Below are 26,574 nucleotides of genomic sequence, written 5' to 3' on the forward strand. Positions count from 1 at the left end.
CCTTTTGATACTCAAGAGGGCACCTGCATGAGCCACTTCGATCTCGGCCGTCGCCGCGTGATGCAAGTCGTCGGCGCCGGCCTGTTGCTGCCGGGCCTGGCCCCGGCGGTGATCGCGTCGGTCAAGGACCGGCCGCAACTCACCGACGGCGTGCAGTCCGGCGACCTGCTCGGTGATCGCGCGATGATCTGGAGCCGCAGCGACCGCCCGGCGAAGATGGTGGTGGAGTGGGACACCCGCAGCGTATTCAGCAACCCGCGTCGATTTGTTTCGCCCCTGGCCGACAACCGCACCGACTTTACCGCCCGCGTCGAACTCACCGGACTGCCCGCCGACCAGGCGATTTTCTACCGCGTGCACTTTGAAGACGCCCAGACCGGCGTCGCCAGCGAGCCGTGGTTCGGCCACCTGCGCAGCGTGCCGTACCAACGCCGCGACATCCGTTTTGTGTGGAGCGGCGACACCGTCGGCCAAGGCTTTGGCATCAACCCGGACATCGGCGGTATGCGCATCTACGAAGCCATGCGCCTGCGCCTGCCGGACTTCTTTATCCACAGCGGCGACACCATCTACGCCGATGGCCCGGTGCCCGCGCAATTGCCTACCGAGGGCGGGCGCATCTGGCGCAATATCACCACCGAAGCCAAGAGCAAGGTCGCCGAAACCCTCGACGAATATCGCGGCAACTACCGCTACAACCTGCTGGATGAAAACGTGCGTCGCTTCAATGCCGAGGTGCCGCAGATCTGGCAGTGGGATGACCATGAAGTGGTGAATAACTGGTCGCCCGGCAAGCAACTCGACGAGCGCTACCAGACCAAGGACATCAACACCTTGGTGGGCCACGCACGCCAGGCCTGGCTGGAGTATTCACCCATGCGCCGGCAAAGCGCGGACGGCGGCGGGCGGATTTATCGCAAGCTCAGTTATGGCCCGCTGCTGGATGTATTCGTGCTCGACATGCGCAGCTATCGCGGCCCCAACGATGACAACCTGGGCGGTGAAAAACCCTTCCTCGGCCGCGAGCAGTTGGACTGGCTCAAGCGCGAACTCAAGGCCTCCCAGGCCCAGTGGAAGGTGATCGCCGCCGACATGCCCATCGGCCTCGGCGTGCCCGACGGCGAAGTCAGCCCCGGCGTACCGCGCTGGGAAGCCATTGCCAACAATGACCCAGGCCCGGCGCAGGGCCGCGAGCTGGAAATCGCCGAATTACTCGGCTTTCTGCGCGCGCAAAAGATACGCAACCATGTGTGGTTGACGGCGGATGTGCATTACTGCGCGGCCCATCACTACCACCCGGATCGGGCGGCGTTCCAGGATTTCGAGCCGTTCTGGGAGTTTGTCGCCGGGCCTCTGAATGCGGGCAGCTTCGGTCCGAATCCCTTGGATAAAACCTTTGGCCCTGAGGTGGTGTTCGAGAAGGCCCCGCCGGCGCAGAACACCTCGCCGTTTGCCGGGTTTCAGTTTTTTGGCGAAGTGCAGATTGACGGGCAGACAGCGGAGTTGACCGTGATTTTGCGCGACCTGGATGGGGTCTCGGTATTCGAACAGAAGCTGCAACCGGTCTGACTTGAAATGCAATCTAAATGTGGGAGGGGGCAAGCCCCCTCTCACATTGGATCACATCAGTAGACATCCCGGCGGTAGCGCCCCTGTTCGATCAAGCGCTCCACTGTCTCATTCCCGAGGATGTCGACCAGCGCCTGGTCCACGCCCGTCGCCATCCCCTGCAAGCTGCCACACACATAAATCGCCGCGCCGTCCGCGAGCCATTTACGCAGGACATCGGCGGATTCGCGCAGGCGGTCCTGCACGTAGATTTTCTCCTCCTGATCCCGGGAAAACGCCAGGTCCAGCAGGGCCAGGTCACCACTGGCCAGCCAGCCTTGCAGCTCGTCCCGGCACAGGTAGTCGTGGGCGAGGGTGCGTTCGCCGAACAGCAGCCAGTTGCGCTGCTGGCCATCGGCAACGCGCGCCTTGAGCAAGCTGCGCAAACCGGCCAGGCCGGTGCCGTTACCCAGCAGGATCAATGGCACCGGCGCCTCCGGCAGGTGGAAGCCACTGTTGCGGCGCAGGCGCAGGCTGATTGCCGAGCCAATGGCCGCATGTTCGGTGAGCCAGCCCGAGCCCACACCCAGGCTGCCGTCGGGGTGGCGTTCCTGGCGCACGATCAATTCCAGCACGCCGTCGCTGGCGATCGAGGCGATGGAGTATTCGCGCATGCCCAGGGGTGCGAGCGCGTTCACCAGCGCTTGAGCGTGCAGGCCGACCAGGTGCGCCCGGTTGTCCGGCAGTTGGCGGGTCGCAAGGGCCTGGTTGAGGGTGTGTGGCAGGCCGTCGATCAGCACGCCATCAGTGCCGATCAGCCCCAGGCCTTCGAGGAAGTGCTCGATGGCCCACGGGCAATTGCGCGGCAGGATTTCCACCAGGTCGCCGGCCAGCCAGTTTTGTTTCGATGGCGATGTGAGGCCCAGCAGGTAGACGTCCGAGCTGGCGCTGCCGGGGTTGAGCAGGGTGCGCTGGCTCAGCGTCCAGTTTTCATACTGGGCGGTCGGCCAGGCGGCGACGGGTGCCTGGCCCGTCAGCTGTCCAAGCTGTTGTTGCCAGTGCAGCAGGGCGGCGCTGTCGCCGCTGTCCACTTCCACCGGGGCGAACAGTGGGTTACCGCCCTGGTGGGTCAGCCAGAAATGCAGGCGCCGGGCAAAGCCACAGAAGTGTTGGTACTGGCGATCACCCAGGGCCAGCACCGAGTAGTTCAGGCCTTTGAGTGACAGATCCTGGCCGAGCACGCTGCGCTCGAAACCGCGGGCGCTGTCGGGGGCTTCGCCGTCGCCGAAGGTGCTGACTACGAACAGCGCATTTTCCGACTGGCGCAAGTCGTCCTGGCTGACACTGCCCAGAGGCTGCACCTTCACCGGCAGGCCAGCCGCCTGCAATTGTCCGGCGGTCTGCCAGGCCAGTTGCTCGGCAAACCCGCTCTGGCTGGCAAAACCGATCAGCCAGGCCGGGGCATCACTGTGGTTGGCACTGAGGCCTTTGCGTGCGTCGCGTACCTGGCGTTTTTTGCGCCGACGGTCCAGGTACAGCAGCCAGCCGGTGATGAAGAACAACGGCATGAGCAGCGAGCTGACGGTGAGGATAATGCGCCCCGCCAGGCCGAAATAACTGCCGGTGTGCAGCGCGTAGATGCTGGTGAGTAACTGCGACTTGAAGGTTTTGCCGGCGTACGTGTCATGGGATTTGACCTCGCCGGTGGCCGGGTCCAGGTTGATCTGGTTCAGTGCGCGGTCGTGGGGGGAGTCTTTGAGCAGGTAATAGACAATGGCGGGTTGCCCGGCGACGGCCGGCATGCGGATGTTATAGGCACTCAAGCCTGGGCCGGCGTTGCTGTAGATGCTGCTCCAGATCGCGTCGTAGTTGGCCACTGGTGCCGGGCCTGCGGGCGGTGGGCCGCGCTTGCGCATCCGTTCATTCTGCGGCGCGTCGGACAGCAGTTTGGTCAGGCCCTGGCTGTACCAGTCGTAGGACCAGGACAGGCCGGTCAGTGCCGCCAGCAGGTAGGCCAGCAGGCACCAGGTGCCGAACACCGAATGCAAATCCCAGTTGAAGCTGCGGCCCTTTTTGCGCCAGTCCAGCGTCAGCCAGGCACGCCAGTTGGCAACCTGGCGCGGCCAGCGCAGGTACAGGCCGGACAGGCAGAAGAACACCAGGATCAGCGTGCAGGCGCCGGTGATCTGCCGGCCGGTTTCGCCCATGGCCAGGAAGCGGTGCAGTTGCAGGATAAAGCCGAGTACATCCTGGCCGACCGCATCGCCCATGTAGTCGCCGGTGTAGGGGTCGAAATAGCGCATCTGGCCACGGCGCTCACCCGGCGGCGGGGTGAAGAACACGCGGGCGGCGTTGCCGCTTTCGCTTTCCACCCACAGCATGGACACGGTCTTGCCTTCGGTGGCTTCCAGCTTGCGCACCAGCTCGGCGGGCGGCAGCACGCCGGCTTCGCGTTTCTCCACGCTCAACACGCTTGGGTTGAGCGCCCGCAGGATCTCATCCTGAAACGAGACCGCAGCCCCGGTGATCCCCATCAAGGCCAGCACCAGCCCGGCAGTGATGCCGAAGAACCAGTGCAACTGGAACAGGGTTTTCTTCAACACGTCGGACCGCCTCGTCTATCTGAATATGTAGGGCACGGCGCGCATTATGCCGTGGGTTGTCGAGAAACATTCTGTTTGACACGCAAAAGCCCCACGCATCCGATGCGTGGGGCTTTGTGGGCTGCTGACCGTTTAGAAGTGGAAGCTTGTGGACAGCAGCGCCGTGCGGCCCGCCGCCTGGTTGGCGAAGTGCGAGGCGTAGGCTTTGTCGTAATAGGTCTTGTCAGTCAGGTTCTGCACGTTCAATTGCAGGTCGACGTTTTTGCTCAGCTTATAGCTGGCCATGGCGTCGTAGCGGGTGTAGGAGGGCACATACACGGTGTTGGCCGCATCGCCGTAAACCTGATCGACGTAGAACGCGCCACCGCCGATGGTCAGCTTCGGGGTCACGTTATAGGTGGTCCACAGGCTGAACGAGTGCTCCGGCGTGTTGGGCATTTGGTTGCCTTTGTTGGAACCGGCCTGGACGACGCCCTGGCGGTTGCCGTTTTTGCCTGGGTCAACCAGCTCGGCTTTCAGGTAGCTGTAGCCGGCGAAGACTTGCCACTGTTCGGTGATCTTGCCGCTGGCGGACAGTTCCAGGCCATCGACCCGCGACTCGCCTGCCGTTTCGTAGGTGTTGGAGTCCACCAGGATGCGGGTGTTTTTCTTCTCGGTACGGAACACTGCGGCAGACAGGGACAGGCGGTTGTGGAACAGGTCCCACTTGGTGCCCAGTTCGTAGTTGACGGTTTCTTCGGGCTTGAGGTCGCTGGTGTTGATGCCGGTAGGAATCGCATTGCTGTCGACCCCTTCGCCCACCAGTCCACCTGCCGGTGAGGCCGAGGTCGCGTAGGAGGTGTAGATGCTGCCGTTCTCCAAAGGCTTCCAGACCAGGCCGGCCTGCCAGTTGAAGAACTGGCTGTCGTCCTTGACCTTGCTGCGCGCCCTGACCGTCGAGGTCGGTACGGCGTTGGTGTTGGCTTCGGTGTCGAAGGTGTCGTAGCGCAGGCCGACGTTCAGCAGCCATTTCGGATCGAGTTCGATGGTGTCGAACACATAGGCGGCACGGCTGGTGGCCTTGGTGTTGGTGCCGTTGTAATTGCGCGCGATGCTGCCGGTCCAGGCGTCGTCCGGATTCGGGTTGCTCAGCGAGGTGCACTGTCCACCCCGGCCGCCGCCGGCCACGGTGCACGTCGGGTTGCTGTTCGGTGTGACGGTGTAACCGCTGACGCGGGTTTCTTCGCCGGTGAATTCCAGGCCGGTGGAGTAGCTGTGCTTGAAGCCAAGCGCCTGGAAATTGCCGAACAGATCTGTCTGGTTGGTGGTGGTCGTGGTGGTGGAGACGCGAGTGTTCGCGCGACGCCACACCGTGCCGAAACGGTTGACGTTGCGTTGGCTATCGTCCGGCTGCGTGAGCACGTAGTCCTGACCGGTGCTGCCATGGCGCAGGGTGTTTTTCAGCGTCATGTCGTCGTTCAGGTCGTGCTCGATGGAGAACGTGCTGATGTCCGCGCGGGTCTTGCGGAAGTCACGGTCCTTGAGACCGTAGAAGTTATTGCTGTCGCCGCCGTCGGTGGGTTTGTCGTGCGTATGAGTGGTGGCGGTCGAAGAGCTGTAGCCATACGGAATGCCCGAATCCGGCAGGTCATTGCTTTCCATATGGTAGTAGCTGAGGTTGACGCGGGTCGGCGTGCCCAGGCCGAAGGTCAGCGATGGGGCCACGCCCCAGCGGTCGTAATTGACCGCGTCACGGCCGGCCACGTTCTGTTCGTGGCTCATCAGGTTCAGGCGGAACGCGGCGCTGTCGTCGAGGAACTGACGGTTCACATCGAGTACATAGCGGCGGGTCTGGTCGGAACCGTAAGTGAAGCCGCCGTTGGTGAAGTCCCGGGCTTGCGGAGTCTTGCTCACCAGGTTGAGGCTGCCACCGGCCGAGCCACGACCGCCGAAGGAGGAGTTCGGGCCTTTGCTGACTTCGATGGACTCGATATCGAAAATTTCACGGCTCTGGCCGCCGGTGTCGCGCACGCCGTCCAGGTAGGTGTCGCCCTGGGCGTCGAAACCACGGATGAATGGACGGTCGCCCTGGGGGTTGCCGCCCTCGCCGGCGCCGAAGGTAATCCCCGGTACGGTGCGCAGGGCATCCTGCAACGAGGTGGCGGCGGTGTCCTTGAGGACTTGTTGTGGCACCACGGTCACCGAGCGCGGCGTGTCCACCAGCGGCGCGGTGTATTTTTGCGAAGAGGCTTTTTCGACCTGGTACGCGGTGTTGTCCTGTTCTTCGCCGGTGATGCTGGTGGCGCCGAGGGCGATGCTGTTGCGCTGGCCTTTTTGTTCAGTGTCTTCGGCCGCCTGCGCCAGATGGGCGACAGAGCTGGCGCTGAGCGCAACGCCGATGGCCGAAGCCAGCATGCGGGGTGAGCCAACAGGTGTTTTTGTGGTGGTGCGCGACATGACGTGTCCTTTCCGCAAGGAGGTGAGGCCGCGGAATATAGGGTGAACAAGACTTTCTATCAATTGCGATACATTACTATTCGCGCTGAATTTACATTCTTTACACTTTTGCCTTACGGTTTTTACGCTCTCGTTCGTCTCCGGCGTTTTACAGGGCGGATAAGAATCAATACCATTGGCGCCTCTTTGCCTACAGGTATTGCCCCATGCTGCTGCACATTCCCGGCCTGTTCTCTCGCGAGGAAGTGCAGCGCATCCGCCACGCCCTGGAAACCGCCGATTGGGCCGATGGCAAAATCACCGCCGGGCACCAGTCCGCCAAAGCCAAGCACAACCTGCAATTGCCCGAAGGCCACCCGCTGGCCAAGGAGATCGGCGCGGCAATGCTCGAACGGTTGTGGAAAAATCCTCTGTTTATGTCAGCGGCGTTACCGCACAAGGTCTTCCCGCCGCTGCTCAATTGCTACACGGCCGGTGGCAGCTTCGACTTCCATATCGACAATGCCGTGCGCCAGGCCAGGGGCAGCCATGAACGGGTGCGCACGGACCTGTCGTCTACGCTGTTCTTCAGCGATCCGGATGACTATGACGGCGGCGAACTGGAGATCCAGGACACTTTCGGCCTGCAGCGCGTGAAGTTGCCGGCCGGCGATATGGTGCTGTACCCAGGCTCCAGCCTGCACAAAGTCAACGCCGTGTCCCGAGGTGCGCGGTATGCCGCGTTTTTCTGGACCCAAAGCCTGGTGCGCGAAGACAGCCAGCGCACCCTGCTGTTCGAGATGGACGGCGCCATCCAGCAATTGAGCCGTGATGTACCCGACCACCCTGGGTTGATCCAGCTCACCGGCACCTATCACAACCTGTTGCGTCGCTGGGTCGAGGTCTGACATGGGCTTTTTATTGCGCCGCGAAGAAGTGCTCAACGTTGAGCAATTGCAGGGCATGCTCGACGACTCGCCGGTGCGCGCGGCCCAGGCGATTCTGATCGCGGCCAAGGAGGGCGTGGTGGATGCCCAGGCCTTGCTCGGGCAAATCCTGCTGGAAGGCCGCGGTATTGCGCGCGACGAAGCGCTGGCGCTGCGGTGGTTCCAGATTGCGGCGCAGGGCGGGCATTTAATGGCGCGCAATATGGCCGGGCGTTGCCTGGAGCATGGCTGGGGGTGTGCCATCGACGAAGCGGCGGCTGCGCGGGAATACCGTTTGGCGGCAGACGCGGGATTGGATTGGGGCCAGTACAACTATGCCAATCTGCTGGCGACGGGCCGGGGTGTTGCCGAGAACCCGCAGCACGCGCTGGCCCTGTATCGGCAAGCCGCAGAACAGGGGCATGCCAAGTCGATGAACCTGCTGGGGCGCTACCTGGAAGACGCTCAGGTTTGCCCGAGGGACCTGGAGGCGGCTGTGGAGTGGTATCGACGCTCAGCCGAGGCCGGGGATTTTCGCGGGCAGTTCAGTTACGCGGCGGTGTTGGCCGACAGGGGCCAGGTCGAGGCGGCGCTGGAGTGGTTGCGCAAGGCGCTGGCGGGCGGAAATCTGAAGTTCCTGCGAACAGCCCACACGGCCTTGGCGGCGGCGAGTGATCCGCGGGTTCGAGCGCTGGCCGAGGCCTTCCGCCAACGGGCCGTGAGCCTTGCCTGAGGCATAAAAAAACCCATGACATGTCATGGGTTTCTTGTGTGCGGGCGTCTTACACGTAGAACGACTTCAACGGCGGAAAGCCATTGAACTCAACCGCGCTGTAGCTGGTGGTGTAGGCACCGGTCGACAGCCAGTACAAGCGATCACCGATCGCCAGGTTCAGCGGCAGGCCGTACTTGTAGTTTTCGTACATGATGTCGGCGCTGTCGCAGGTCGGGCCGGCGATGACCACTTCTTCCATCTCGCCTTTCTTCTCGGTCCAGATCGGGAACTTGATAGCTTCGTCCATGGTTTCGATCAGGCCGGAGAACTTGCCCACATCCGTGTACACCCAGCGCTCGACGGCGGTACGGGATTTACGGGCAACCAATACCACTTCACTGACCAGGATGCCGGCGTTGGCGATCAGCGAACGGCCTGGTTCGAGGATGATTTCCGGCAGGTCATCGCCGAAGTCTTCCTTGAGGAAGCGGATGATTTCTTCGGCGTAGGTTTCCAGGCTGTTGGTGCGGGTGATGTAGTTGGCCGGGAAGCCGCCGCCCATGTTGATCAGCTTGAGGTGGATGCCGTCTTCTTCCTTCAGGCGTTCGAAGATCACCTTGACCTTGGCGATTGCCGCGTCCCACACGCTGATGTCGCGTTGCTGCGAGCCAACGTGGAACGAAATGCCGTAGGGCACCAGGCCCAGGTCACGAGCGAGGATCAGCAGGTCCATGGCCATGTCGGTCTGGCAGCCGAATTTGCGCGACAGAGGCCAGTCAGCCGTGGTCGAGCCTTCGGTGAGGATACGTACATACACTTTCGAACCCGGCGCGGCCTTGGCGATGTTGCGCAGGTCGGCTTCGGAGTCGGTGGAGAACAGGCGCACGCCCTTCTCGTAGAAGTAGCGGATGTCCTTGGATTTCTTGATGGTGTTGCCGTAGCTGATACGGTCGGCGCTGACGCCGCGGTCCATGACCTTGTCCAGCTCGTAGATCGAGGCGATGTCGAAGCTCGAGCCCTTGTCTTTCAGCAGGTCGATGATCTCCACGGCCGGGTTGGCCTTGACCGCGTAATACACCTTGGCGAATTCGAAACCGGCGCGCAGGTCATCGTAGGCCTGGCTGATCATCGCGGTGTCGATCACCACGAACGGGGTTTCCTGTTTGTCGGCGAACGCCTTCATTTTGTCAAAAGTGGCGCGCGCGAAATAATCTTCGACGTTGATCGACATGCTGGGAACTCCTAAGGGCAAACTAAATTGATCAATGGGTGCAAATGAACGTCCTCCGTATCCCCACTTTGGTTCGCCTACTTCCCAAGGCATGTCGCCGAAAGCAAAAAGGCCATGGGAATAGTCGCTTCCCTTGGCCTTGCTGTCTCGTCGTCAGTACTTGAGCCGGATGGATCGTTTCCAGCATGGACGTTCGGCGCGAACTTTAGGACGTGAGGGGCCATAGATCAACTAAAAATGTCGCGTTTTTGCACGCGTTCGTCGCGGGACCGCGCGCAGCTACTTATGTAACCGACACGTGTGACGGAATGATGTTCCCCGGATGGGGATAATTGAAGGTGTTTCCCTGACAGATCGCGGGACCAAATGTGGGAGGGAGCAAGCCCCCTCCCACATAAGATCAGGCCAGGGCGGTCTCGGCGGGGGAGACAATGCTGGTCTTGCCCCCACGGGACTTACCGGAACTCAGGTACTCGGCAATCGACTCCTGGGTCACTTCACCCAGGAACACCCGCTCCGCATCCATCACCGGCAACCACGAGCGGTTGAACTCGTACATGCGCGACAACAGGATGCGCAAATGCTCGTCATACGCCGCCGTGGCGTTGAACTCGCGCAGGTACTGGCCGCAGGTACCGGTCTGACGGTGCAGGTCGCGACGGCGTACATAGCCGAGCGCCTTGTTCTCGGCGCACGTGACTACCACATAGCGGCGGTCAGTTTCGTCCATCAGCTCCAGGGCATCGGCCACCGGGGTTTCCGGGCTCACCGATGGGGCGTTGTCCGCCGCATCTTCAGCCTTCACCAGCAACAGGCGCTTGAGGGTGCTGTCCTGGCCCACGAAGTTGCTGACGAACTCGTCGGCCGGATGGGCCAGCAGGGTGTCCGGATGATCGATCTGCAGCAGCTTGCCGGCGCGGAAGATGGCGATCTTGTCACCCAGCTTGATGGCTTCGTCGATGTCGTGGCTGACCATGATCACGGTCTTGTTCAGCGCCCGTTGCATCTCGAAGAACTCGTTCTGGATCATCTCGCGGTTGATCGGGTCGACCGCGCCGAACGGCTCATCCATCAGCAGCAGCGGCGCGTCCGCCGCCAGTGCACGAATCACGCCGATACGCTGTTGCTGGCCGCCCGACAGTTCACGCGGGTAGCGATGCAGGTACTGCTTGGGTTCCAGCTTGATCATGCTCATCAACTCGCGGGCGCGGTCGTGGCATTTCTGCTTGTCCCAGCCCAGCAGCTTGGGCACGACCACGATGTTTTCCTCGATGGTCATGTTCGGGAACAGGCCGATCTGCTGGATCACGTAGCCGATGTTGCGACGCAGGGTCACTTCATCGAGGTCGGTGGTGTCTTCGCCGTTGATCAGGATCTTGCCCGAGGTCGGCTTGATCAGGCGGTTGATCATTTTCAGCGTGGTGCTCTTGCCGCAGCCCGAAGGGCCGAGGAACACGCAAATCTCGCCTTCGTTGACGGTCAGGCTTACGTCGTTCACGGCCGAAACAGTTTTGCCGTTGCTTTGAAAAGTCTTGGTCAGGTTTTGAAGTTCGATCATTTGAGCAGTCCTTTTGGAGTCAGCGAGCGTTGCAGCCATTGCAGAAGCAGGTCGGCGAAGATGGCCAGGAGACTGACCAGCACGGCGCCGACGATCAGCATCGACATGTCGCTGCGGCTGATGGAAGCCAGAATAAGTACACCCAGGCCACCGGCGCCGATGGTGGCGGCGATGGTCATGACGCCAATGTTCATCACCACGGCGGTACGCACGCCGGCGAGGATCACCGGCACGGCGATGGGCAGTTCGACCATGCGCAGGCGCTGGCCGAAGGTCATGCCGATGCCTTTGGCGGCTTCGCGGATGCCCGGTTCGACGCCGGTGAGGGCCAGGTAAGTGTTACGCATGATCGGCAGCAGGGAGTAGAGGAACACGGCGGTGATCGCCGGCATCGGCCCCAGGCCCTGGCCGAATTTGGAGTAGAACGGCAGCAGCAGGCCGAACAGGGCGATGGACGGCACGGTCAGCAGCACCGTGGCGCTGGCTTGCAACGGGCCGGCGAGGGTCGGGAAGCGGGTCATCAGCACGCCGAGGGGCACGCCGACGACAATCGCCAGGATCACCGCGATACCGACCAGGGTGATGTGCTGCCAGGTCAGGTGCAGGACCTGGGCCCAATCAAGATGGGAAAAGGCGTTCAGGAATTCCATGTCTTCTCCTTCTTAGTTGATCGGATGTTGGCGCAGGAAATCGGCGGCAACAGCGGATGGGCTTTCATGGTCGACGTCGACCCGCGCGTTCAACTCGCGCATGGTCTTGTCGTCGAACAGCGCGGCCAGTGGCGCAAGGTCTGCGGCCAGCTGCGGGTGCGCGTCCAGGTAAACCTGGCGCACCACGGGGGCGGCGGTGTAGTCCGGGAAATAGTGCTTGTCGTCGGCCAGCAGCTTCAATTTGAACGCGTTGAGGCGACCGTCGGTGGTGTAGACCAGGCCGGCAAACACCTGGCCGTTACGCAGGGCGGTGTAGACCAGGCCCGCGTCCATCTGCCGGGTGTTTTTGCGCGTCAGGTTCATGTCATACAGCTTGACCATGCCGGCGAGGCCGTCGGAGCGGTTGGCGAACTCGGTGTCCAGGGCCACCAGGCGGTGTTCCTTGGTGTCTCCTGCCATGGCGTTGGTGAGGTCGCTGATGCTGTTGATCTCTGGATGCTCCTCGGCCACTTTCTCGGGCAGTGCCAGGGCGTAGGTGTTGCTGAAGCGCGACGGCGACAGCCAGACCAGGCCTTTTTTCGCGTCGAGCTCTTTCACTCGGGCGTAGGACTGTTCGCTGTCGAGCTTCTCGTCCACATGGTTATAGGCCACGAGCGACACGCCGGTGTATTCCCAGATCAGGTCCAGTTGCCCGCTTTCCTGGGCACTGCGCGCCAGGTTGCTGCCCAGGCCGCCGGTCACGCGGGCGTCATAGCCCTTGGTGCGCAGGTACTGGGAGGTGATTTCGGCCAGCAGGGTCTGTTCGGTGAACACCCGCGCGCCAATGCGGATCACGGGTTTTTCGGCAGCTTGCGCAAGACCTGCAAACAGCAGGACGCAGCTCAGTATCAAGGTGATTTTTTTCATGTGTATTCCTTTGCCAAGCCTTAAGACGGACGCAACCCGCGTTCCAGCCAGAGGCGGCTGGCCATGGTTACCAGGCCGTCGAGCAGCAACGCCAGCAACGCGGTGCACGCGGCGCCGAGCAGCAGTTGCGGCTGGTTGTTCAGGGCGATGCCGGGGAAAATCAGGCTGCCCAGGCTATTGGCACCGATCAGGAACGCCAGCGGCGCGGTACCGACGTTGATCGCCAGGGCCACGCGCACACCGCCGATGATGATCGGCACGGCGTTCGGCAATTCGACGCGAAACAGCACCTGGCGCGGGGTCATGCCGATGCCGGTGGCGGCTTCTTTCAGCGAGCCTTGAACGTTTTTGAGGCCTTCGTAGGTGTTGCGCACGATGGGCAACAAGGAGGCGAGGAACAGCGCGAAGATGGCCGGGCCGCTGCCGATGCCGAGGACGCCGAGGGCGATGGCCAGTACGGCCAGGGGGGGGACGGTGTTGCCGATGTTGAAGATCTGCATGAAGCGTTCTGCGCGCCCGACCATGTTCGGTCGGCTGAGCAGGATACCGGCGGGGATGCCCACAACGAGGGCGGCCAGCATGGAGACTAGAACCAGGATCAAATGAGCTTGCAGGTAAAACAACAAATCGTCGCGGTACAGTTCGATCGTGTTGATGCCGATCCAGTGGACCAGCAGGGCCAGGAGAGCGACGACAACCACTCCTCCTATCAGCCCTTTGCCATAGCGAATAGCCACAGGCGGACTCCTTTTTTCTTTTGTCGGCGACCACATTTCCGAGCGGCAATGCCATTCCTGGCTGTCGGCGAATAGGGTCGCGAAAAGCAGCTCGCCAATACCGGCAACGCGGTATCAAATCGAGCCATGAGCGCAGCCTCGTCAGGCTAACTTGCTGATTTTTCAGCCCCTGTTACGAGTGCGGTAGCAGGGGAGTGGACGTCTCTACCTTTTAAAAGGTTCCATACTTGGCAGCATTTAGCCACCCCCAATGGGGTGAACGGTGGTCCGGCACCTGCGGTTTGCGCTATACTCGCCGCCCTTTTTTGACTCACCTGCCAGGCGATTTCCCATGACCCACCAGGCCGCCGAAGTCGCGAAACGCCGCACTTTCGCCATTATTTCCCACCCCGATGCCGGTAAAACCACCATCACCGAGAAGCTCCTGCTGATGGGCAAGGCGATCGCAGTGGCCGGCACGGTGAAATCGCGCAAATCCGACCGCCATGCCACCTCCGACTGGATGGAAATGGAAAAACAACGGGGTATTTCCATTACCACGTCGGTCATGCAGTTCCCGTATCGCGACCACATGGTCAACCTGCTCGACACCCCGGGCCACGAAGACTTCTCCGAAGACACCTACCGCACCCTGACCGCGGTGGACTCGGCGCTGATGGTCCTCGACGGCGGTAAGGGCGTCGAGCCACGTACCATCGCGCTGATGGACGTATGCCGGCTGCGTGATACGCCGATTGTCAGCTTCATCAACAAACTCGACCGTGATATCCGCGACCCGATCGAATTGCTGGATGAAATCGAAGCCGTCCTGAAGATCAAGGCTGCGCCGATCACCTGGCCGATCGGTTGCTACCGCGACTTCAAGGGCGTGTACCACCTGGCCGACGACTACATCATTGTCTACACCGCCGGCCATGGCCACGAGCGCACCGATGTGAAAATCATCGAAAAGCTCGACTCCGACGAAGCCCGCGCCCACCTGGGTGACGAGTACGACCGCTTTGTCGATCAGTTGGAACTGGTTCAGGGCGCCTGCCACGAGTTCAACCAGCAGGAATTCCTCGACGGCCAGCTGACCCCGGTGTTCTTCGGGACCGCCCTGGGCAACTTCGGCGTCGACCACGTGCTCGACGCTGTCGTGAACTGGGCACCGAAGCCGCTGGCCCGTGTCGCCAACGAGCGCACCGTGGAACCGGTGGAAGAGAAATTCACCGGCTTCGTGTTCAAGATCCAGGCGAACATGGACCCCAAGCACCGCGACCGTATTGCCTTCATGCGCATCTGCTCGGGCAAGTACGAAAAAGGCATGAAGATGCGCCATGTGCGCACCGGCAAGGACGTGCGCATCGGCGACGCCCTGACGTTCTTCTCCTCCGAGCGTGAACAGCTCGAAGAGGCCTACGCCGGCGACATCATCGGCCTGCACAACCACGGCACCATCCAGATCGGCGACACCTTCACCGAAGGCGAAACGCTGGGCTTCACCGGTATCCCGCACTTCGCCCCGGAACTGTTCCGTCGCGTGCGCCTGCGCGATCCGCTGAAATCCAAGCAACTGCGCCAAGGCCTGCAGCAACTGGCGGAAGAGGGCGCTACCCAGGTGTTCTTCCCCGAGCGCAGCAACGACATCATCCTCGGCGCCGTGGGTGTGCTGCAGTTCGATGTGGTCGCCAGCCGCTTGAAAGAGGAATACAAGGTTGAATGCTCCTACGAGCCGATCACCGTGTACTCCGCGCGCTGGATCGAATGCGCCGATAAGAAGAAGCTGGAAGAGTTCTCCAACAAGGCCGTGGAAAACCTCGCGCTCGACGGCGGTGGTCACCTGACCTACCTGGCCCCGACCCGGGTCAACCTGGCGCTGATGGAAGAGCGCTGGCCGGATGTGAAATTCCGCGCGACCCGCGAGCACCACTAAGGTCTGAGCGCCGCAAAACAAAATGTGGGAGGGGGCAAGCCCCCTCCCACATTTTTTTCTCCTCCAGGCATGGGATTGGCGAGAATCCGGCATCGGGTCTAGCGTTTAACCACCGACTGCAAAGGAGATCACCGTGCGAAATGCTCAACGCGCCATCCCTCTGGTGTTGCTGGCCGTCCTGGGGCTGGCGCCCCTTCCGGCACTGGCGGGCGCAGGAGCGCCGCAGTGGAAAGACACGGGGCCGGTCACCAAGAAAAAGCAGAACGAGGTCAACTCCGGCAGTTGGCAACCCCAGGCCCAGCCTGCGCCAAAAGAGGACGCAGAAAACCCCTACAACGAAGGGGAAGACAGCGAAACCTACGATGACGGCGACAGTTAATTGCATCCAAAAGAAAGCCCCTCCCACCAGGCTGATGCGCAACCTGACGGGAAGGGCTGTAGAACGCTGTATCACTGCTTACACATTTTTAATCTGATGTTCCGTAGCAGCTGTTTTACTCAGGCAACGAACTGCTCCGCGTAGTGGCAAGCCACCTGGCGGTTATCCAAGGCGCGCAGTTGCGGCTCCTCGCTGCTGCAACGTGCCGTCGCATACGGGCAGCGCTTGTGGAACGCGCAGCCCGGCGGCGGGTTCAGTGGGTTGGGCAACTCGCCAACGATTTTGATCTTCGGTTTGTTCGGATCCGGATGAATGGTCGGGGTGGCCGAGAGGAGCGCCTGGGTGTACGGATGCAGGGGGCGCGCGTAGATGTCTTCCTTGGGGCCCACCTCCACCGGGCGACCGAGGTACATCACCATCACATCGTCGGCAACGTGCTGCACCACCGCCAGGTTGTGGGAGATGAACACGTAGGCCGTGTTGAATTCCTGCTGCAGGTCCATGAACAGGTTGAGCACCTGGGCCTGGATCGACACGTCCAGCGCCGAGGTCGGTTCATCCGCCACCAGCACTTTCGGTTGCAGCATCATCGCGCGGGCCAGGGCGATGCGTTGGCGCTGGCCACCGGAGAACATGTGCGGGTAGCGCTGGTAATGCTCAGGGCGCAGGCCCACTTGCTTCATCATCGCCTGCACTTTCTCGCGGCGTTCGGCGGCGGACAGGTTGGTGTTGATCAGCAGCGGCTCGCCCAGCTGATCACCGACCTTCTGGCGTGGGTTCAATGAGGCATACGGGCTCTGGAACACCATCTGCACGTCTTTGCGCAATTGCTTGCGCTGGGCCTTGTCGGCACCGGCGACTTCCTGGCCGGCGATTTTCAACGAGCCCGAGGATGGCTCTTCAATCAGCGTCAGCGCACGGGCCAGGGTGGATTTGCCGCAACCCGACTCGCCTACAACCGCGAGGGTCTTGCCGGCTTCCAGTTCAAACGACACACCATTAAGCGCGCGTACCAGCGCATGGCCCTTGAACAGACCACGGGACACTTCGTAATGACGGGTCAGGTCGCGGGCGGTAAGAACGACGGCCATTACGCCACCTCCTGGTTCAAGGGGTAGAAGCAGCGCGCAAGGCTGTTGCTTTTCGGATCAAGGCCGGGCCGCTGGGCACGGCAGCTTTCCTGCACATACGGGCAGCGTGGCGACAGCAGGCAACCCTGCGGGCGGTCATAGCGGCCGGGCACGATACCCGGCAGCGTGGCCAGGCGCGTGGCGCCGAGGCTGTGCTCGGGGATCGCCTTGAGCAGCGCTTCGCTGTACGGGTGCGCCGGGATATCGAACAACTGCGGCACCTGGCCGACTTCCACGGCTTGGCCGGCGTACATCACGCACACGCGCTGGGCGGTTTCTGCCACGACCGCGAGGTCATGGGTGATCAGTACCAGGCCCATGTTCTGCTCTTTCTGCAGGGCCAGCAGCAGTTCCATGATCTGCGCCTGGATGGTCACGTCCAACGCGGTGGTCGGCTCATCCGCGATCAGCAGTTTCGGCTCGCCGGCAATCGCCATGGCGATGGCCACACGCTGGCTCATACCGCCGGACAACTGGTGCGGGTAGGCGTCCATACGGCTGGCGGCGCCCGGGATCTCGACTTTTTCCAACAACTCGATGGCGCGCTTGCGGGCTTGCTTGCCGGACATTTTCAGGTGCAGGCGCAGCACTTCTTCGATCTGGAAACCCACGGTGTAGCTGGGGTTCAGCGCGGTCATCGGGTCCTGGAACACCATCGCCAGGTCTTTGCCGACGATCTGGCGGCGCTGGCGGTTGCTCAGCTTGAGCATGTCCTTGCCGTCGAAGTTCAGGGCGTCGGCGGTGACGATGCCAGGGTGCTCGATCAGCCCCATCAGCGCCATCATGGTCACGGATTTACCCGAGCCCGACTCGCCAACAATGGCCAGGACTTCGCCCTTGTCGACGGCAATGTCGAGGCCATCGACCACCGGCACGGCGGTCTTGTCGCCGAAGCGCACATTGAGATTCTTGATTTCTAACAGTGACATGGGAATCTCCTCAGGCGGCGTTCTTGAGTTTCGGGTCCAGCGCATCGCGCAGGCCGTCACCCATCAAGTTGATTGCCAGCACGCTGAGCAAAATGGTCAGGCCAGGCAGGCTCACCACCCACCAGGCGCGTTCGATGTAGTCACGGGCCGAAGCCAGCATGGTGCCCCACTCCGGGGTTGGCGGTTGTACGCCAAGGCCAAGGAAGCCCAGGGCCGCGGCATCGAGGATCGCCGAAGAGAAACTCAGGGTCGCCTGCACGATCAGCGGTGCCATGCAGTTAGGCAGCACGGTGATGAACATCAGGCGGGGCAGGCCGGCGCCGGCGAGGCGGGCGGCAGTCACGTAGTCACGGTTCAGCTCGCCCATCACCGCAGCGCGGGTCAGACGTACGTAGGACGGCAGCGACACGATGGCGATGGCGATCACGGTGTTGATCAGGCCAGGGCCGAGGATCGCGACAATGGCAACCGCCAGCAGCAGCGAGGGCAGGGCCAGCATGATGTCCATCAGGCGCATGATGGTCGGGCCGAGCAGGCGCGGGAAGAAACCGGCGAACAGACCCAGCAGGATGCCCGGGATCAGCGACATCACTACCGACGACAAGCCGATCAGCAACGAGAGGCGCGAGCCCTGGATCAGGCGCGAGAGCAGGTCGCGGCCCAGTTCGTCGGTGCCGAGCAGGAACTGGATCTGCCCGCCTTCCAGCCACGACGGTGGGGTGAGCAGGAAATCGCGGTATTGCTCGCTGGGGTTATGCGGCGCTACCCAGGGGGCGAAGATCGCGCAGAACACGATCAGCAACATGAACAGCAGGCCGGCAACCGCGCCCTTGTTCTTGGAGAAGGCTTGCCAGAATTCTTTGTACGGCGACGGGTACAGCAGGCTTTGATCGACTGCTGACACTTGAGTAGGTGTGGTCATGGTCATGATCTCAGCGCTGGTGACGGATGCGTGGGTTGGCGAAGCCGTAGAGGATGTCCACCACGAAGTTCACCAGGATCACCAGACAGGCGATCAGCAGGATGCCGTTTTGCACCACCGGGTAGTCCCGTGCGCCAATGGCTTCGATCAGCCATTTGCCGATGCCGGGCCACGAGAAGATGGTTTCGGTCAGCACCGCACCGGCCAGCAGGGTGCCGACTTGCAGGCCGACCACGGTGAGTACCGGGATCAGTGCGTTACGCAGGCCGTGCACGAACACCACGCGCGCCGGCGACAGGCCCTTGGCCTTGGCGGTGCGGATGTAGTCTTCACGCAGCACTTCGAGCATGGATGAACGGGTCATCCGCGCGATCACTGCCAACGGAATGGTGCCGAGCACGATGGCCGGCAGGATCAGGTGGTGCAGCGCATCCCAGAATGCGTCCGGCTCGTCAGCCAGCAGGGTGTCGATCAGCATGAAGCCGGTGCGCGGCTCGATGTCGTAGAGCAGGTCGATACGTCCGGACACCGGGGTCCAGCCCAGGCTCACGGAGAAGAACATGATCAGGATCAGGCCCCACCAGAAGATCGGCATCGAATAGCCCGCCAGGGAGATGCCCATCACCCCGTGGTCGAACAGGGATCCTCGCTTGAGTGCCGCGATCACCCCGGCCAACAGGCCCAGGATGCCGGCGAACAACAGGGCGGCCATGGACAGTTCCAGGGTCGCCGGGAAGAGGGCGGTGAACTCGGTCCACACGCTGGTGCGGGTACGCAGGGATTCGCCAAGGTCGCCGTGGGCGAGCTTGCCGACGTAGTCCAGGTATTGCGCGTACAGCGGCTTGTTAAGGCCGAGGCGTTCCATTGCCTGTGCGTGCATCTCGGGGTCGACGCGCCGCTCGCCCATCATGACTTCGACAGGGTCGCCAGGGATCATGCGTATCAACGCAAACGTGAGCAACGTGATGCCGAAAAACGTGGGGATCAATAACCCCAGTCGGCGGGCAATAAAACTAAACATCTTGTGGTGTACCTCAATCAGCCGGTTAGGCAGGTTCGGCACCGTCCTGGTGGGCGGCGCCGAGCGTTTCTCTTATTTACTTCACCTGGGTGGTGGCGAAGTTATTGTTCGTCAGAGGGCTTTGGGTATAACCCTCGACGTTTTTACGCATGGCGGTGAACATTTTCGGGTACGCCATGGGAATCCACGGTTGGTCCTTGTCGAAAACCTCCAGGGCTTGTTGATAGAGTGCGGCCCGCTGCTGGGGTTCAGCGTCGGCGCGGGCCTTATCGATCAAGTCCTGAAACTCTTTGTTACACCAGCGGGCGTAGTTTTCGCCGTTTTTCGCTGCATCGCAACTCAGGTTCGGCGTAAGGAAGTTATCCGGATCGCCGTTGTCACCGGCCCAGCCGGCGGAAACCATGTCGTGCTCGCCGGCTTTGGCGCGCTTGAGCATTTCGCCCCATTCCATGACCTTGATATTGACCTTCAGGCCGATCTGCGCCAGATCTGCCTGCATGCGCTGGGCGCCCAGCATCGGGTTCGGGTTGGTCGGGCCGCCGCCGTTACGGGTGAACAGGGTGAACTCGGTGCCTTCCGGCACACCGGCTTCCTTGAGCAGGGCACGGGCCTTGTCCAGGTCGCGTTCAGGGTTTTTCAGCTTGTCGTTGAAGCCCAGCAGGGTCGGCGGATACGGGCCGGTGGCATCCACGGCGTTGCCTTTGCCATACAGGGATTCGTTGTAGCCTTTCTTGTCGAACGCGATGTTGATCGCGTGACGCACCCGCGCGTCGCTCATGTACTTGTGGGTGGTGTTCAGGGCGGTGTATGCGGTGGTCATCGCCGCCAGTTCGGCGACCTTCAGGTTCGGGTCTTTCTTGATGCTGGGAAGGTCGTCAGGCTTGGGATACAGCGCGATCTGGCATTCGTTGGCCTTGAGCTTCTGCAGGCGCACGTTGTTGTCGACCGCAATGGCCAGGATCAACGGATCGGCCGGAGGCTTGCCACGGAAGTACTCCGGGTTGGCCTTGAAGCGCACCTGAGCGTCCTTCTGGTAGCGTGTGAAAATGAACGGGCCGGTGCCGATCGGCTTGCTGTTGAGCTCTTCGGTCTTGCCGGCGGCAAGTAGCTTGTCGGCGTACTCGGCGGAGTGGATGGCGGTGAACGGCATCGCGACATCGGCCAGGAACGGTGCCTCAGGGCGGGTCAGGGTGAAGACGACGGTATGGTCATCGGTCTTCTCCACGCTCTTGAGCAGTTCCTTGAAGCCCATGCTTTCAAAGTACGGGTAGCCCACGCTGGATTTGTTGTGCCACGGGTGTTTCGGGTCCAGTTGACGCTGGAAGCTCCAGAGCACGTCGTCGGCATTCATGTTGCGCGTGGGTTTGAAGTAGTCGGTGGTGTGGAACTTGACGTCGTCGCGCAGATGAAAGGTATAGGTCAGGCCGTCGTCACTGATTTCCCAGGAAGTGGCCAGCGCTGGCACGATCTCGGTGGTGCCGGGCTTGAAGTCCACCAGGCGGTTGAACATGGTTTCGGCGGCGGCATCGGCGGTGACGGCCGTGGTGTACAGGACCGGGTCAAAACCCTCCGGGCTGGCTTCGGTGCAGACCACCAGGGGTTTGGCCGATACGCCGATAGCCACGCTTAACAGCGCAGCGGCAACGGCAGCTTGTAGCGGGAGCATTTTCATTCAGAGCCCTCTGCAATCGATGGGACCAGACAAGCGTAGACGGCAGGCTCGTCCTGAGCCTGCCGTCTACCTGGTGCTAGTTAAAGAATGTTGAACGGGATGGTGGTGACCAGGCGGAACTCTTTGATGTTGCCGTCAGCCTGTTGTGCGCTGGCGCGGTGAGTCACGTAGGTGCCACGGATGGTGGTGGCCTTGAGTGGGCCGCTCTGAATCGCGTAGGACGTGCCAACCCCGTATTCCTGGTGTTTCTCGCCGTCCATCAAGCGCAGGTCGCTACGCGAAGCGCCGGCTTCACCGTAGGCGGTACCGTTGTAGTGAGTACCGTCGATGCCCCAGCCGCGCGCCGAGTAGACGTTGAACTTCAGGCCCGGCACGCCGTATTCGGCCATGTTGATGCCGTAGGCGATCTGGAAGGACTTCTCGTTCGGGCTGTTGAAGTCGGAGGTCAGGGAGTTGGCCAGGTAGATGCCGTTGGTTTCGTGCAGGTAGTCGAAGTACTCGTCACCGTTAACTTCCTGGTACGAGAAGGTCAGGCTGTGGGCCTGGTGGGTCAGCCCCAGGGACAACGAGTAAGTGTCGTTGTCGATGTTGCCCATCTTCTTGCTGCCGGTGTCGGTGGTTTTGTAGTAGTTCAGGCCGGTGGTCAGTGCCAGGGTCTGTGCATCACCCAATTCGTGGGTGGCACCGAAGTAGTACTGGTTCCAGAAGTCTTCGACGTTAGCGGCGAACACGCTGGTTTTCAGGCTCTTGAACGGCTGGTAGTTGAAGCCCAGGGTCTTGACCTTGTCGGTTTCCTGGCCATTGCCGTACTCGGAACGGAATTTCGACAGGCTTTGTTCGGTACGCGGCGAAACGCGATCAAAGATGCCGCCCTGGAACGACAAGTTGCTGAACTCTTCGCTGTTGAAGCTCACACCCTCGAAGCTCGAAGGCAGGGCACGGTTGCCGATGGTATCGACGATTCCGCTGCTGAAGTTCTGGCGACCGGCGGTCAAGGTGGTGTTGGACACGCGGAACTTGACGTTCGCCAGGCCCAGTTTGCTCCACTGGCCTACTGCATCGCCGTCGGAGTCAGCCAGGGTACGGTTGGAACCGCCCTTGATATCACGCTTGCTGCGGTCCAGGACCACGGCGTTGTAAGCCGCGACTTCGGTCGCCACCCCCACGGTGCCTTGGGTGAAGCCCGAGGAGTAATTGAGGATGGTGCCTTGTACCCAGTTTGTGCGGTTTGCGTCGGTGCGCGTCTGATTGTGTTTCTCATAGGAGAAACGCTGGCCACGGAATTTCTTCTCGCTGGAGTACCAGTTACGGGTTGTACCGCCCAGGCTTTGACCGTCAATAAAGCCTTTGGCCTCGCTTTGGGCGCTGGCGCCGGCCAATGTGGTCGGGACGAAGTCCTGGCTGGCGGGTTCAGCATAGGCGGTGGCCGTGATGCTGCTGATGGCCAAGGCCAGAAGCGCTTTGCTGCTCAGTTTCATGGGTTGAAGCTCCTTTGGTTCTCTTTTTAATGCCGGTCTTTTTTGGTGATCCGGCTATTGGGTGTGTAACTCGATCAAGCTGTTGCAAACGTTTGCCGTAGGAAATTTCCCAATAAAAGGCTGCACGTTTGCGGGAGAGCCAACTTCGCTCCCTGCAATCCGGTTATTTTCTTATGGGTTAATGCTGACGCCCGAGAACACGTTGCGGCCGAAGGGACTTACTTTGAAGCCTTCGACTTTGGCGCTTAACGGCTGGTTGACCGTCGAGTGGGCGACGGGTGTGATCGGCACCTGCTGCTTGAGCAGTTGTTGCGCCTGTTTGTACAGAACAGTCCTTTGTTCGCGGTCGGTCACGACCTTGGCTTGCTTGATCAGCTTGTCGTACGCCGGGTCACACCACATGGAGTAGTTGTTCCCGCCGATGGCGTCGCAGCTGTAGAGGGTGCCCAGCCAGTTGTCCGGATCACCGTTGTCGCCGGTCCAGCCGATCAGGCTGACATCGTGCTCACCATTCTTGGTGCGCTTGATGTATTCGCCCCACTCGTAGCTGACGATCTTGACCTTCAGTCCGATCCTGGCCCAGTCGCTTTGCAGCATCTCGGCCATCAGCTTGGCGTTGGGGTTGTACGGCCGTTGCACCGGCATCGCCCACAGGGTGATCTCGGTACCTTCCTTCACGCCGGCGGCCTTGAGCAGTTCCTTGGCTTTTTCCGGGTTGTAGGCGGCGTCCTTGATGCTTTCGTCGTAGGACCATTGGGTCGGCGGCATGGCATTGACTGCCAACTGCCCCGCGCCCTGGTATACGGCGTTGAGGATGCTCTGCTTGTTCACCGCCATGTCCAGCGCCTGGCGCACTTCGAGCTGGTCGAACGGCTTGTGGCGCACGTTGTAGGCGATGTAGCCCAAGTTGAAGCCCGGCTTGGTCAGCAGTTGCAGGTTCGGGTCGGCCTTGAGCGCGTCGACGTCGGCCGGGCGCGGGTGCAGGGTGACCTGGCATTCGCCGGCCTTGAGTTTTTGCACGCGCACCGAGGCGTCGGTGTTGATGGCAAAAATCAGCTGGTCCAGCTTGACCTTGCTCGGGTCCCAGTACTGTTTGTTGCCCACATAACGGATCTGCGAGTCTTTCTGATAGCGCTGGAAGACAAAGGGGCCAGTGCCGATCGGCTTCTGGTTGATGTCGCTGGGCTTGCCTTCCTTGAGCAACTGCTCGGCGTATTCGGCCGACAGGATGGCGGCAAAGCTCATGGCGATGTTCTGCACGAACGCAGCGTCGACCGAGTTCAGCGTCATCACCACGGTATGCGGGTCGGTTTTCTCGACCTTGGCGATGTTCTTGTTCAGGCTCATCCCGTTGAAGTACGGAAACTCGGTGGGGTAGGCCTTGCGAAACGGGTGGTCGGGGTCAAGCATGCGGTTGAAGGTGAACAGCACGTCGTCGGCGTTGAAATCCCGCGTCGGCTTGAATTCCTTGTTGCTGTGGAACTTCACGCCTTCACGCAGGTGAAAGGTGTAGGTCAGGCCGTCTTCGGAAATGTCCCACTTGGTCGCCAGTCCAGGTACGACGTTGGTCGCTCCCTTTTCAAACTCAACCAGGCGGTTGTACAGCGGCTCGGCCACATCGTTATCGGTAGCGGTGGTGTACTGCGCGGTGTCGAACCCTGCCGGGCTGCCTTCGGAGCAGAACACCAGGCTCTTCTTGTCGGCCGCCTGGCCCATCGTGGCTACGGCCAGCAGGCTGGTGCCAAAAATTGCGGATAGAACGGTGGTATGGCGCATGACGATCCCGATCCTTGTTTGTAGTTGTCATCAGCAAGCAATCACCCAGGCGTACGGCCAGGGGGACATTACTGATCCCACACACAGCAAGTGCCTTTCCCAGGTTGGAGCCTCTGCTGTCCTACGACGGTATGGGCCGCGGACTGCGCAGTAAATGCGCCAAATTGGACTGACCTTGTAGGCAAAAGAGCTACTTGTCGCAGTTCGCAGCTGTAGGAAGCGGCGATTACGAGCGTGGTCTATTTCCTACGGTCCAGGCGGATGCAATAACGGCGACGTTATTAAACGTCGCCGTCATTGGTCCTTACTTGCCGCTTACGCTCACGCCATAGAAGGAGTTCAGGCCAAACGGGCTGATCTTGAAGTCCTGTACGGTGTTGCGCATGGGTTGATACACCGTCGAGTGCGCGATAGGTGTCATCGGGACTGCATCTTTGAGGATATGTTGCGCCTGCTTATACAGCTCGGTGCGTTTGGCGACGTCCGACGTAGCCTTGGCTTCTTTCACGACGCCGTCGAATTTCTTGTCGCACCACTTGGAGAAGTTGTTACCGGCCAGGGAGTCGCAACCGAACAGCACGTTCAGCCAGTTGTCCGGGTCACCATTGTCGCCGCTCCAGCCAATGATCATGGCCTGGTTCTCGCCGCCTTTGGAGCGCTTGATGTACTCGCCCCACTCGTAGCTGGTGATCTTGACCTTCAGGCCGATCTTGGACCAGTCGTTTTGCAGCATTTCGGCCATCAGCTTGGCGTTCGGGTTGTACGGACGCTGAACCGGCATCGCCCACAGAACGATCTCGGTACCTTCCTTGACACCCGCTTCCTTGAGCAGCGCCTTGGCTTTCTCGGGATCGTACTTGGCGTCCTTGATGGTGGTGTCGTAGGACCATTGGGTTGGCGGCATGGCGTTGACCGCCAGTTGGCCTGCGCCCTGGTAGACGGAATCGATGATCTGCTGTTTATTCACCGACATGTCCAGCGCCTGGCGCACGCGCAGGTCGGCCAGTGGGTTGGGCTGGTCGCTGCCCTTGACCTTGTCCATGACGTTGTAGGCGACATAGCCCAGGTTGAAACCGGCCTGGTGCGGCAGTTTCAGGTCCTTGTCTTCACCCAGCGCCTTGAGGTCGGCCGGACGTGGGAACAGGGTGATCTGGCACTCGTTTTTCTTCAGCTTCTGGATACGCACCGACGGATCGGTGGTGATGGCGAAGATCAGGTTATCGATCTTCACGTCCTCAGGTTTCCAGTAGTCCTTGTTGCCGGTGTAGCGAATGTTCGAGTCTTTCTGGTAGCTCTTGAATACGAACGGGCCAGTGCCGATTGGCTTCTGGTTGATGTCCTGAGGCGTGCCATTCTTCAGCAACTGGGCGGCATATTCGGCCGACTGGATCGACGCGAAGCTCATCGCCAGGTTCTGGATGAACGCGGCGTCCACGGTGCCAAGGGTGAACTTGACGGTGTGGGCATCGACCTTCTCGATGTTCTTGATGTTGGTGTCCATCCCCATGTCCGTGAAGTACGGGAACTCGGTGGGGTAGGCCTTACGGAATGGATCGTCTTTGTTGATCATCCGGTTGAAGGTGAACAGGACGTCGTCAGCCGAGAATTCACGAGTCGGCTTGAAGTATGGGGTGGTATGGAACTTGACGCCTTCGCGCAGGTGGAAGGTGTAGGTCAGGCCATCCGGGGACACGTCCCAGCTGGTGGCCAGGCCAGGAACAACGGCGGTGCCGCCTCGTTCGAACTGGCTCAGGCGGTTGAACATGGTTTCGGCCGAGGCATCGAAGTCTGTTCCGGTGGTGTACTGGCCTGGGTCGAAACCGGCCGGGCTCCCTTCGGAGCAGAACACCAGGTTAGTCGCCGCTTGGGCGAATGGGGCCGCGGCCATAAGGCCAGCGCTCACTAATAACGGAAGGACTGCGTGTTTAAGCATGTTGGCCTCATGATTTGTTGTCATTTTTGGTGGTGAGGGCGACCTCGTGAGTCGGCCTGCGGATACTTATGCAGGCGCCATACCCATTGCAAGATGCTGAACCGTCGCAAGGCGGAAAGAGTGGTACGAA

The 26,574-nt window shown here is 61.1% G+C and carries 20 protein-coding genes; 5 read left to right on the forward strand and 15 right to left on the reverse strand.

All coding sequences use genetic code 11. From position 1 onward, the window contains the following. The first annotated feature begins 27 nt into the window (after nt 1–27). The gene (locus J1N02_RS17785; RefSeq protein WP_421147534.1) at nt 28–1,569 is read left to right on the forward strand and encodes an alkaline phosphatase D family protein; all 1,542 of its coding nucleotides are present in this window, start codon (nt 28–30) and stop codon (nt 1,567–1,569) included. A 56-nt stretch (nt 1,570–1,625) separates the two neighbouring features. On the opposite strand, the gene J1N02_RS17790 is transcribed toward J1N02_RS17785, so the two are convergent. Beyond that, nucleotides 1,626–4,151: a PepSY domain-containing protein gene (locus J1N02_RS17790; RefSeq protein WP_421147535.1), complete on the reverse strand. Its 2,526-nt coding sequence runs from the start codon at nt 4,149–4,151 to the stop codon at nt 1,626–1,628. Between the two features lie 132 nt (nt 4,152–4,283). Continuing rightward, complete coding sequence (locus J1N02_RS17795; RefSeq protein WP_421147536.1) at nt 4,284–6,587, reverse strand: TonB-dependent receptor; 2,304 nt, start codon at nt 6,585–6,587, stop codon at nt 4,284–4,286. Between the two features lie 206 nt (nt 6,588–6,793). On the opposite strand from J1N02_RS17795, the gene J1N02_RS17800 reads away from it, so the two are divergent. Beyond that, nucleotides 6,794–7,474: a Fe2+-dependent dioxygenase gene (locus J1N02_RS17800; RefSeq protein WP_027604867.1), complete on the forward strand. Its 681-nt coding sequence runs from the start codon at nt 6,794–6,796 to the stop codon at nt 7,472–7,474. Between the two features lies 1 nt (nt 7,475). After that, nucleotides 7,476–8,225, forward strand: a complete 750-nt coding sequence (locus J1N02_RS17805) for a tetratricopeptide repeat protein (protein WP_146476065.1) — start codon at nt 7,476–7,478, stop codon at nt 8,223–8,225. A 49-nt stretch (nt 8,226–8,274) separates the two neighbouring features. Here the strand turns inward: J1N02_RS17805 and J1N02_RS17810 are convergent, their stop codons facing one another. The 5 genes from J1N02_RS17810 to J1N02_RS17830 form a co-directional block, all read right to left on the reverse strand. Then, a complete protein-coding gene (locus J1N02_RS17810) occupies nt 8,275–9,438 on the reverse strand; it encodes a type III PLP-dependent enzyme (protein ID WP_014716890.1) in 1,164 nt (387 codons plus the stop codon). Between the two features lie 400 nt (nt 9,439–9,838). Next, nucleotides 9,839–10,996 (reverse strand): betaine/proline/choline family ABC transporter ATP-binding protein, encoded by a 1,158-nt coding sequence (locus J1N02_RS17815; protein ID WP_017138294.1) that lies wholly within the window; start codon nt 10,994–10,996, stop codon nt 9,839–9,841. Beyond that, nucleotides 10,993–11,646: an ABC transporter permease gene (locus tag J1N02_RS17820; RefSeq protein WP_027604864.1), complete on the reverse strand. Its 654-nt coding sequence runs from the start codon at nt 11,644–11,646 to the stop codon at nt 10,993–10,995. Before J1N02_RS17820 ends, J1N02_RS17815 begins: the two co-directional genes overlap by 4 nt. A gap of 12 nt (nt 11,647–11,658) precedes the next feature. Next, nucleotides 11,659–12,552 carry a glycine betaine ABC transporter substrate-binding protein gene (locus J1N02_RS17825; protein ID WP_027604863.1) on the reverse strand — a complete coding sequence of 298 codons (894 nt, stop codon included), beginning with the start codon at nt 12,550–12,552 and terminating at the stop codon, nt 11,659–11,661. Nucleotides 12,553–12,572: 20 nt separating this feature from the next. Further along, nucleotides 12,573–13,289 carry an ABC transporter permease gene (locus tag J1N02_RS17830; protein WP_027604862.1) on the reverse strand — a complete coding sequence of 239 codons (717 nt, stop codon included), beginning with the start codon at nt 13,287–13,289 and terminating at the stop codon, nt 12,573–12,575. Nucleotides 13,290–13,620: 331 nt separating this feature from the next. Here J1N02_RS17830 and J1N02_RS17835 point away from each other — a divergent pair, with 331 nt between their 5' ends. Both J1N02_RS17835 and J1N02_RS17840 read left to right on the forward strand, forming a co-directional pair. Further along, nucleotides 13,621–15,204 carry a peptide chain release factor 3 gene (locus J1N02_RS17835; protein ID WP_027604861.1) on the forward strand — a complete coding sequence of 528 codons (1,584 nt, stop codon included), beginning with the start codon at nt 13,621–13,623 and terminating at the stop codon, nt 15,202–15,204. A 133-nt stretch (nt 15,205–15,337) separates the two neighbouring features. After that, entirely contained in the window at nt 15,338–15,583 is a 246-nt protein-coding gene (locus J1N02_RS17840; protein ID WP_027604860.1) for a hypothetical protein, read from the forward strand. 119 nt (nt 15,584–15,702) lie between these two features. On the opposite strand, the gene J1N02_RS17845 is transcribed toward J1N02_RS17840, so the two are convergent. The 8 genes from J1N02_RS17845 to J1N02_RS17880 all read right to left on the reverse strand — a co-directional run bounded on the left by J1N02_RS17845 (nt 15,703) and on the right by J1N02_RS17880 (nt 26,444). Beyond that, nucleotides 15,703–16,674: a peptide ABC transporter ATP-binding protein gene (locus J1N02_RS17845; protein ID WP_017138288.1), complete on the reverse strand. Its 972-nt coding sequence runs from the start codon at nt 16,672–16,674 to the stop codon at nt 15,703–15,705. After that, on the reverse strand, nt 16,674–17,642 hold the full coding sequence (locus J1N02_RS17850) for an ABC transporter ATP-binding protein (protein ID WP_027604859.1): 969 nt from the start codon (nt 17,640–17,642) through the stop codon (nt 16,674–16,676). The genes J1N02_RS17845 and J1N02_RS17850 overlap by 1 nt, the downstream gene beginning before the upstream one ends. A 10-nt stretch (nt 17,643–17,652) precedes the next feature. Continuing rightward, nucleotides 17,653–18,564, reverse strand: a complete 912-nt coding sequence (locus tag J1N02_RS17855) for an ABC transporter permease subunit (protein WP_027604858.1) — start codon at nt 18,562–18,564, stop codon at nt 17,653–17,655. A 10-nt stretch (nt 18,565–18,574) separates the two neighbouring features. After that, nucleotides 18,575–19,585: an ABC transporter permease subunit gene (locus J1N02_RS17860; RefSeq protein WP_003215992.1), complete on the reverse strand. Its 1,011-nt coding sequence runs from the start codon at nt 19,583–19,585 to the stop codon at nt 18,575–18,577. 76 nt (nt 19,586–19,661) lie between these two features. After that, nucleotides 19,662–21,257 carry an ABC transporter substrate-binding protein gene (locus J1N02_RS17865; RefSeq protein WP_027604857.1) on the reverse strand — a complete coding sequence of 532 codons (1,596 nt, stop codon included), beginning with the start codon at nt 21,255–21,257 and terminating at the stop codon, nt 19,662–19,664. Between the two features lie 80 nt (nt 21,258–21,337). Further along, on the reverse strand, nt 21,338–22,735 hold the full coding sequence (locus tag J1N02_RS17870; protein WP_027604856.1) for an OprD family porin: 1,398 nt from the start codon (nt 22,733–22,735) through the stop codon (nt 21,338–21,340). Between the two features lie 171 nt (nt 22,736–22,906). Further along, on the reverse strand, nt 22,907–24,451 hold the full coding sequence (locus J1N02_RS17875; protein WP_421147577.1) for an ABC transporter substrate-binding protein: 1,545 nt from the start codon (nt 24,449–24,451) through the stop codon (nt 22,907–22,909). Between the two features lie 364 nt (nt 24,452–24,815). Continuing rightward, entirely contained in the window at nt 24,816–26,444 is a 1,629-nt protein-coding gene (locus J1N02_RS17880; protein ID WP_027604854.1) for an ABC transporter substrate-binding protein, read from the reverse strand. Between the last annotated feature and the right edge of the window lie 130 nt (nt 26,445–26,574).

The sequence above is a fragment of the Pseudomonas sp. NFX5 genome, assembly GCF_049132125.1.
Taxonomy (GTDB): domain Bacteria; phylum Pseudomonadota; class Gammaproteobacteria; order Pseudomonadales; family Pseudomonadaceae; genus Aquipseudomonas; species Aquipseudomonas marginalis.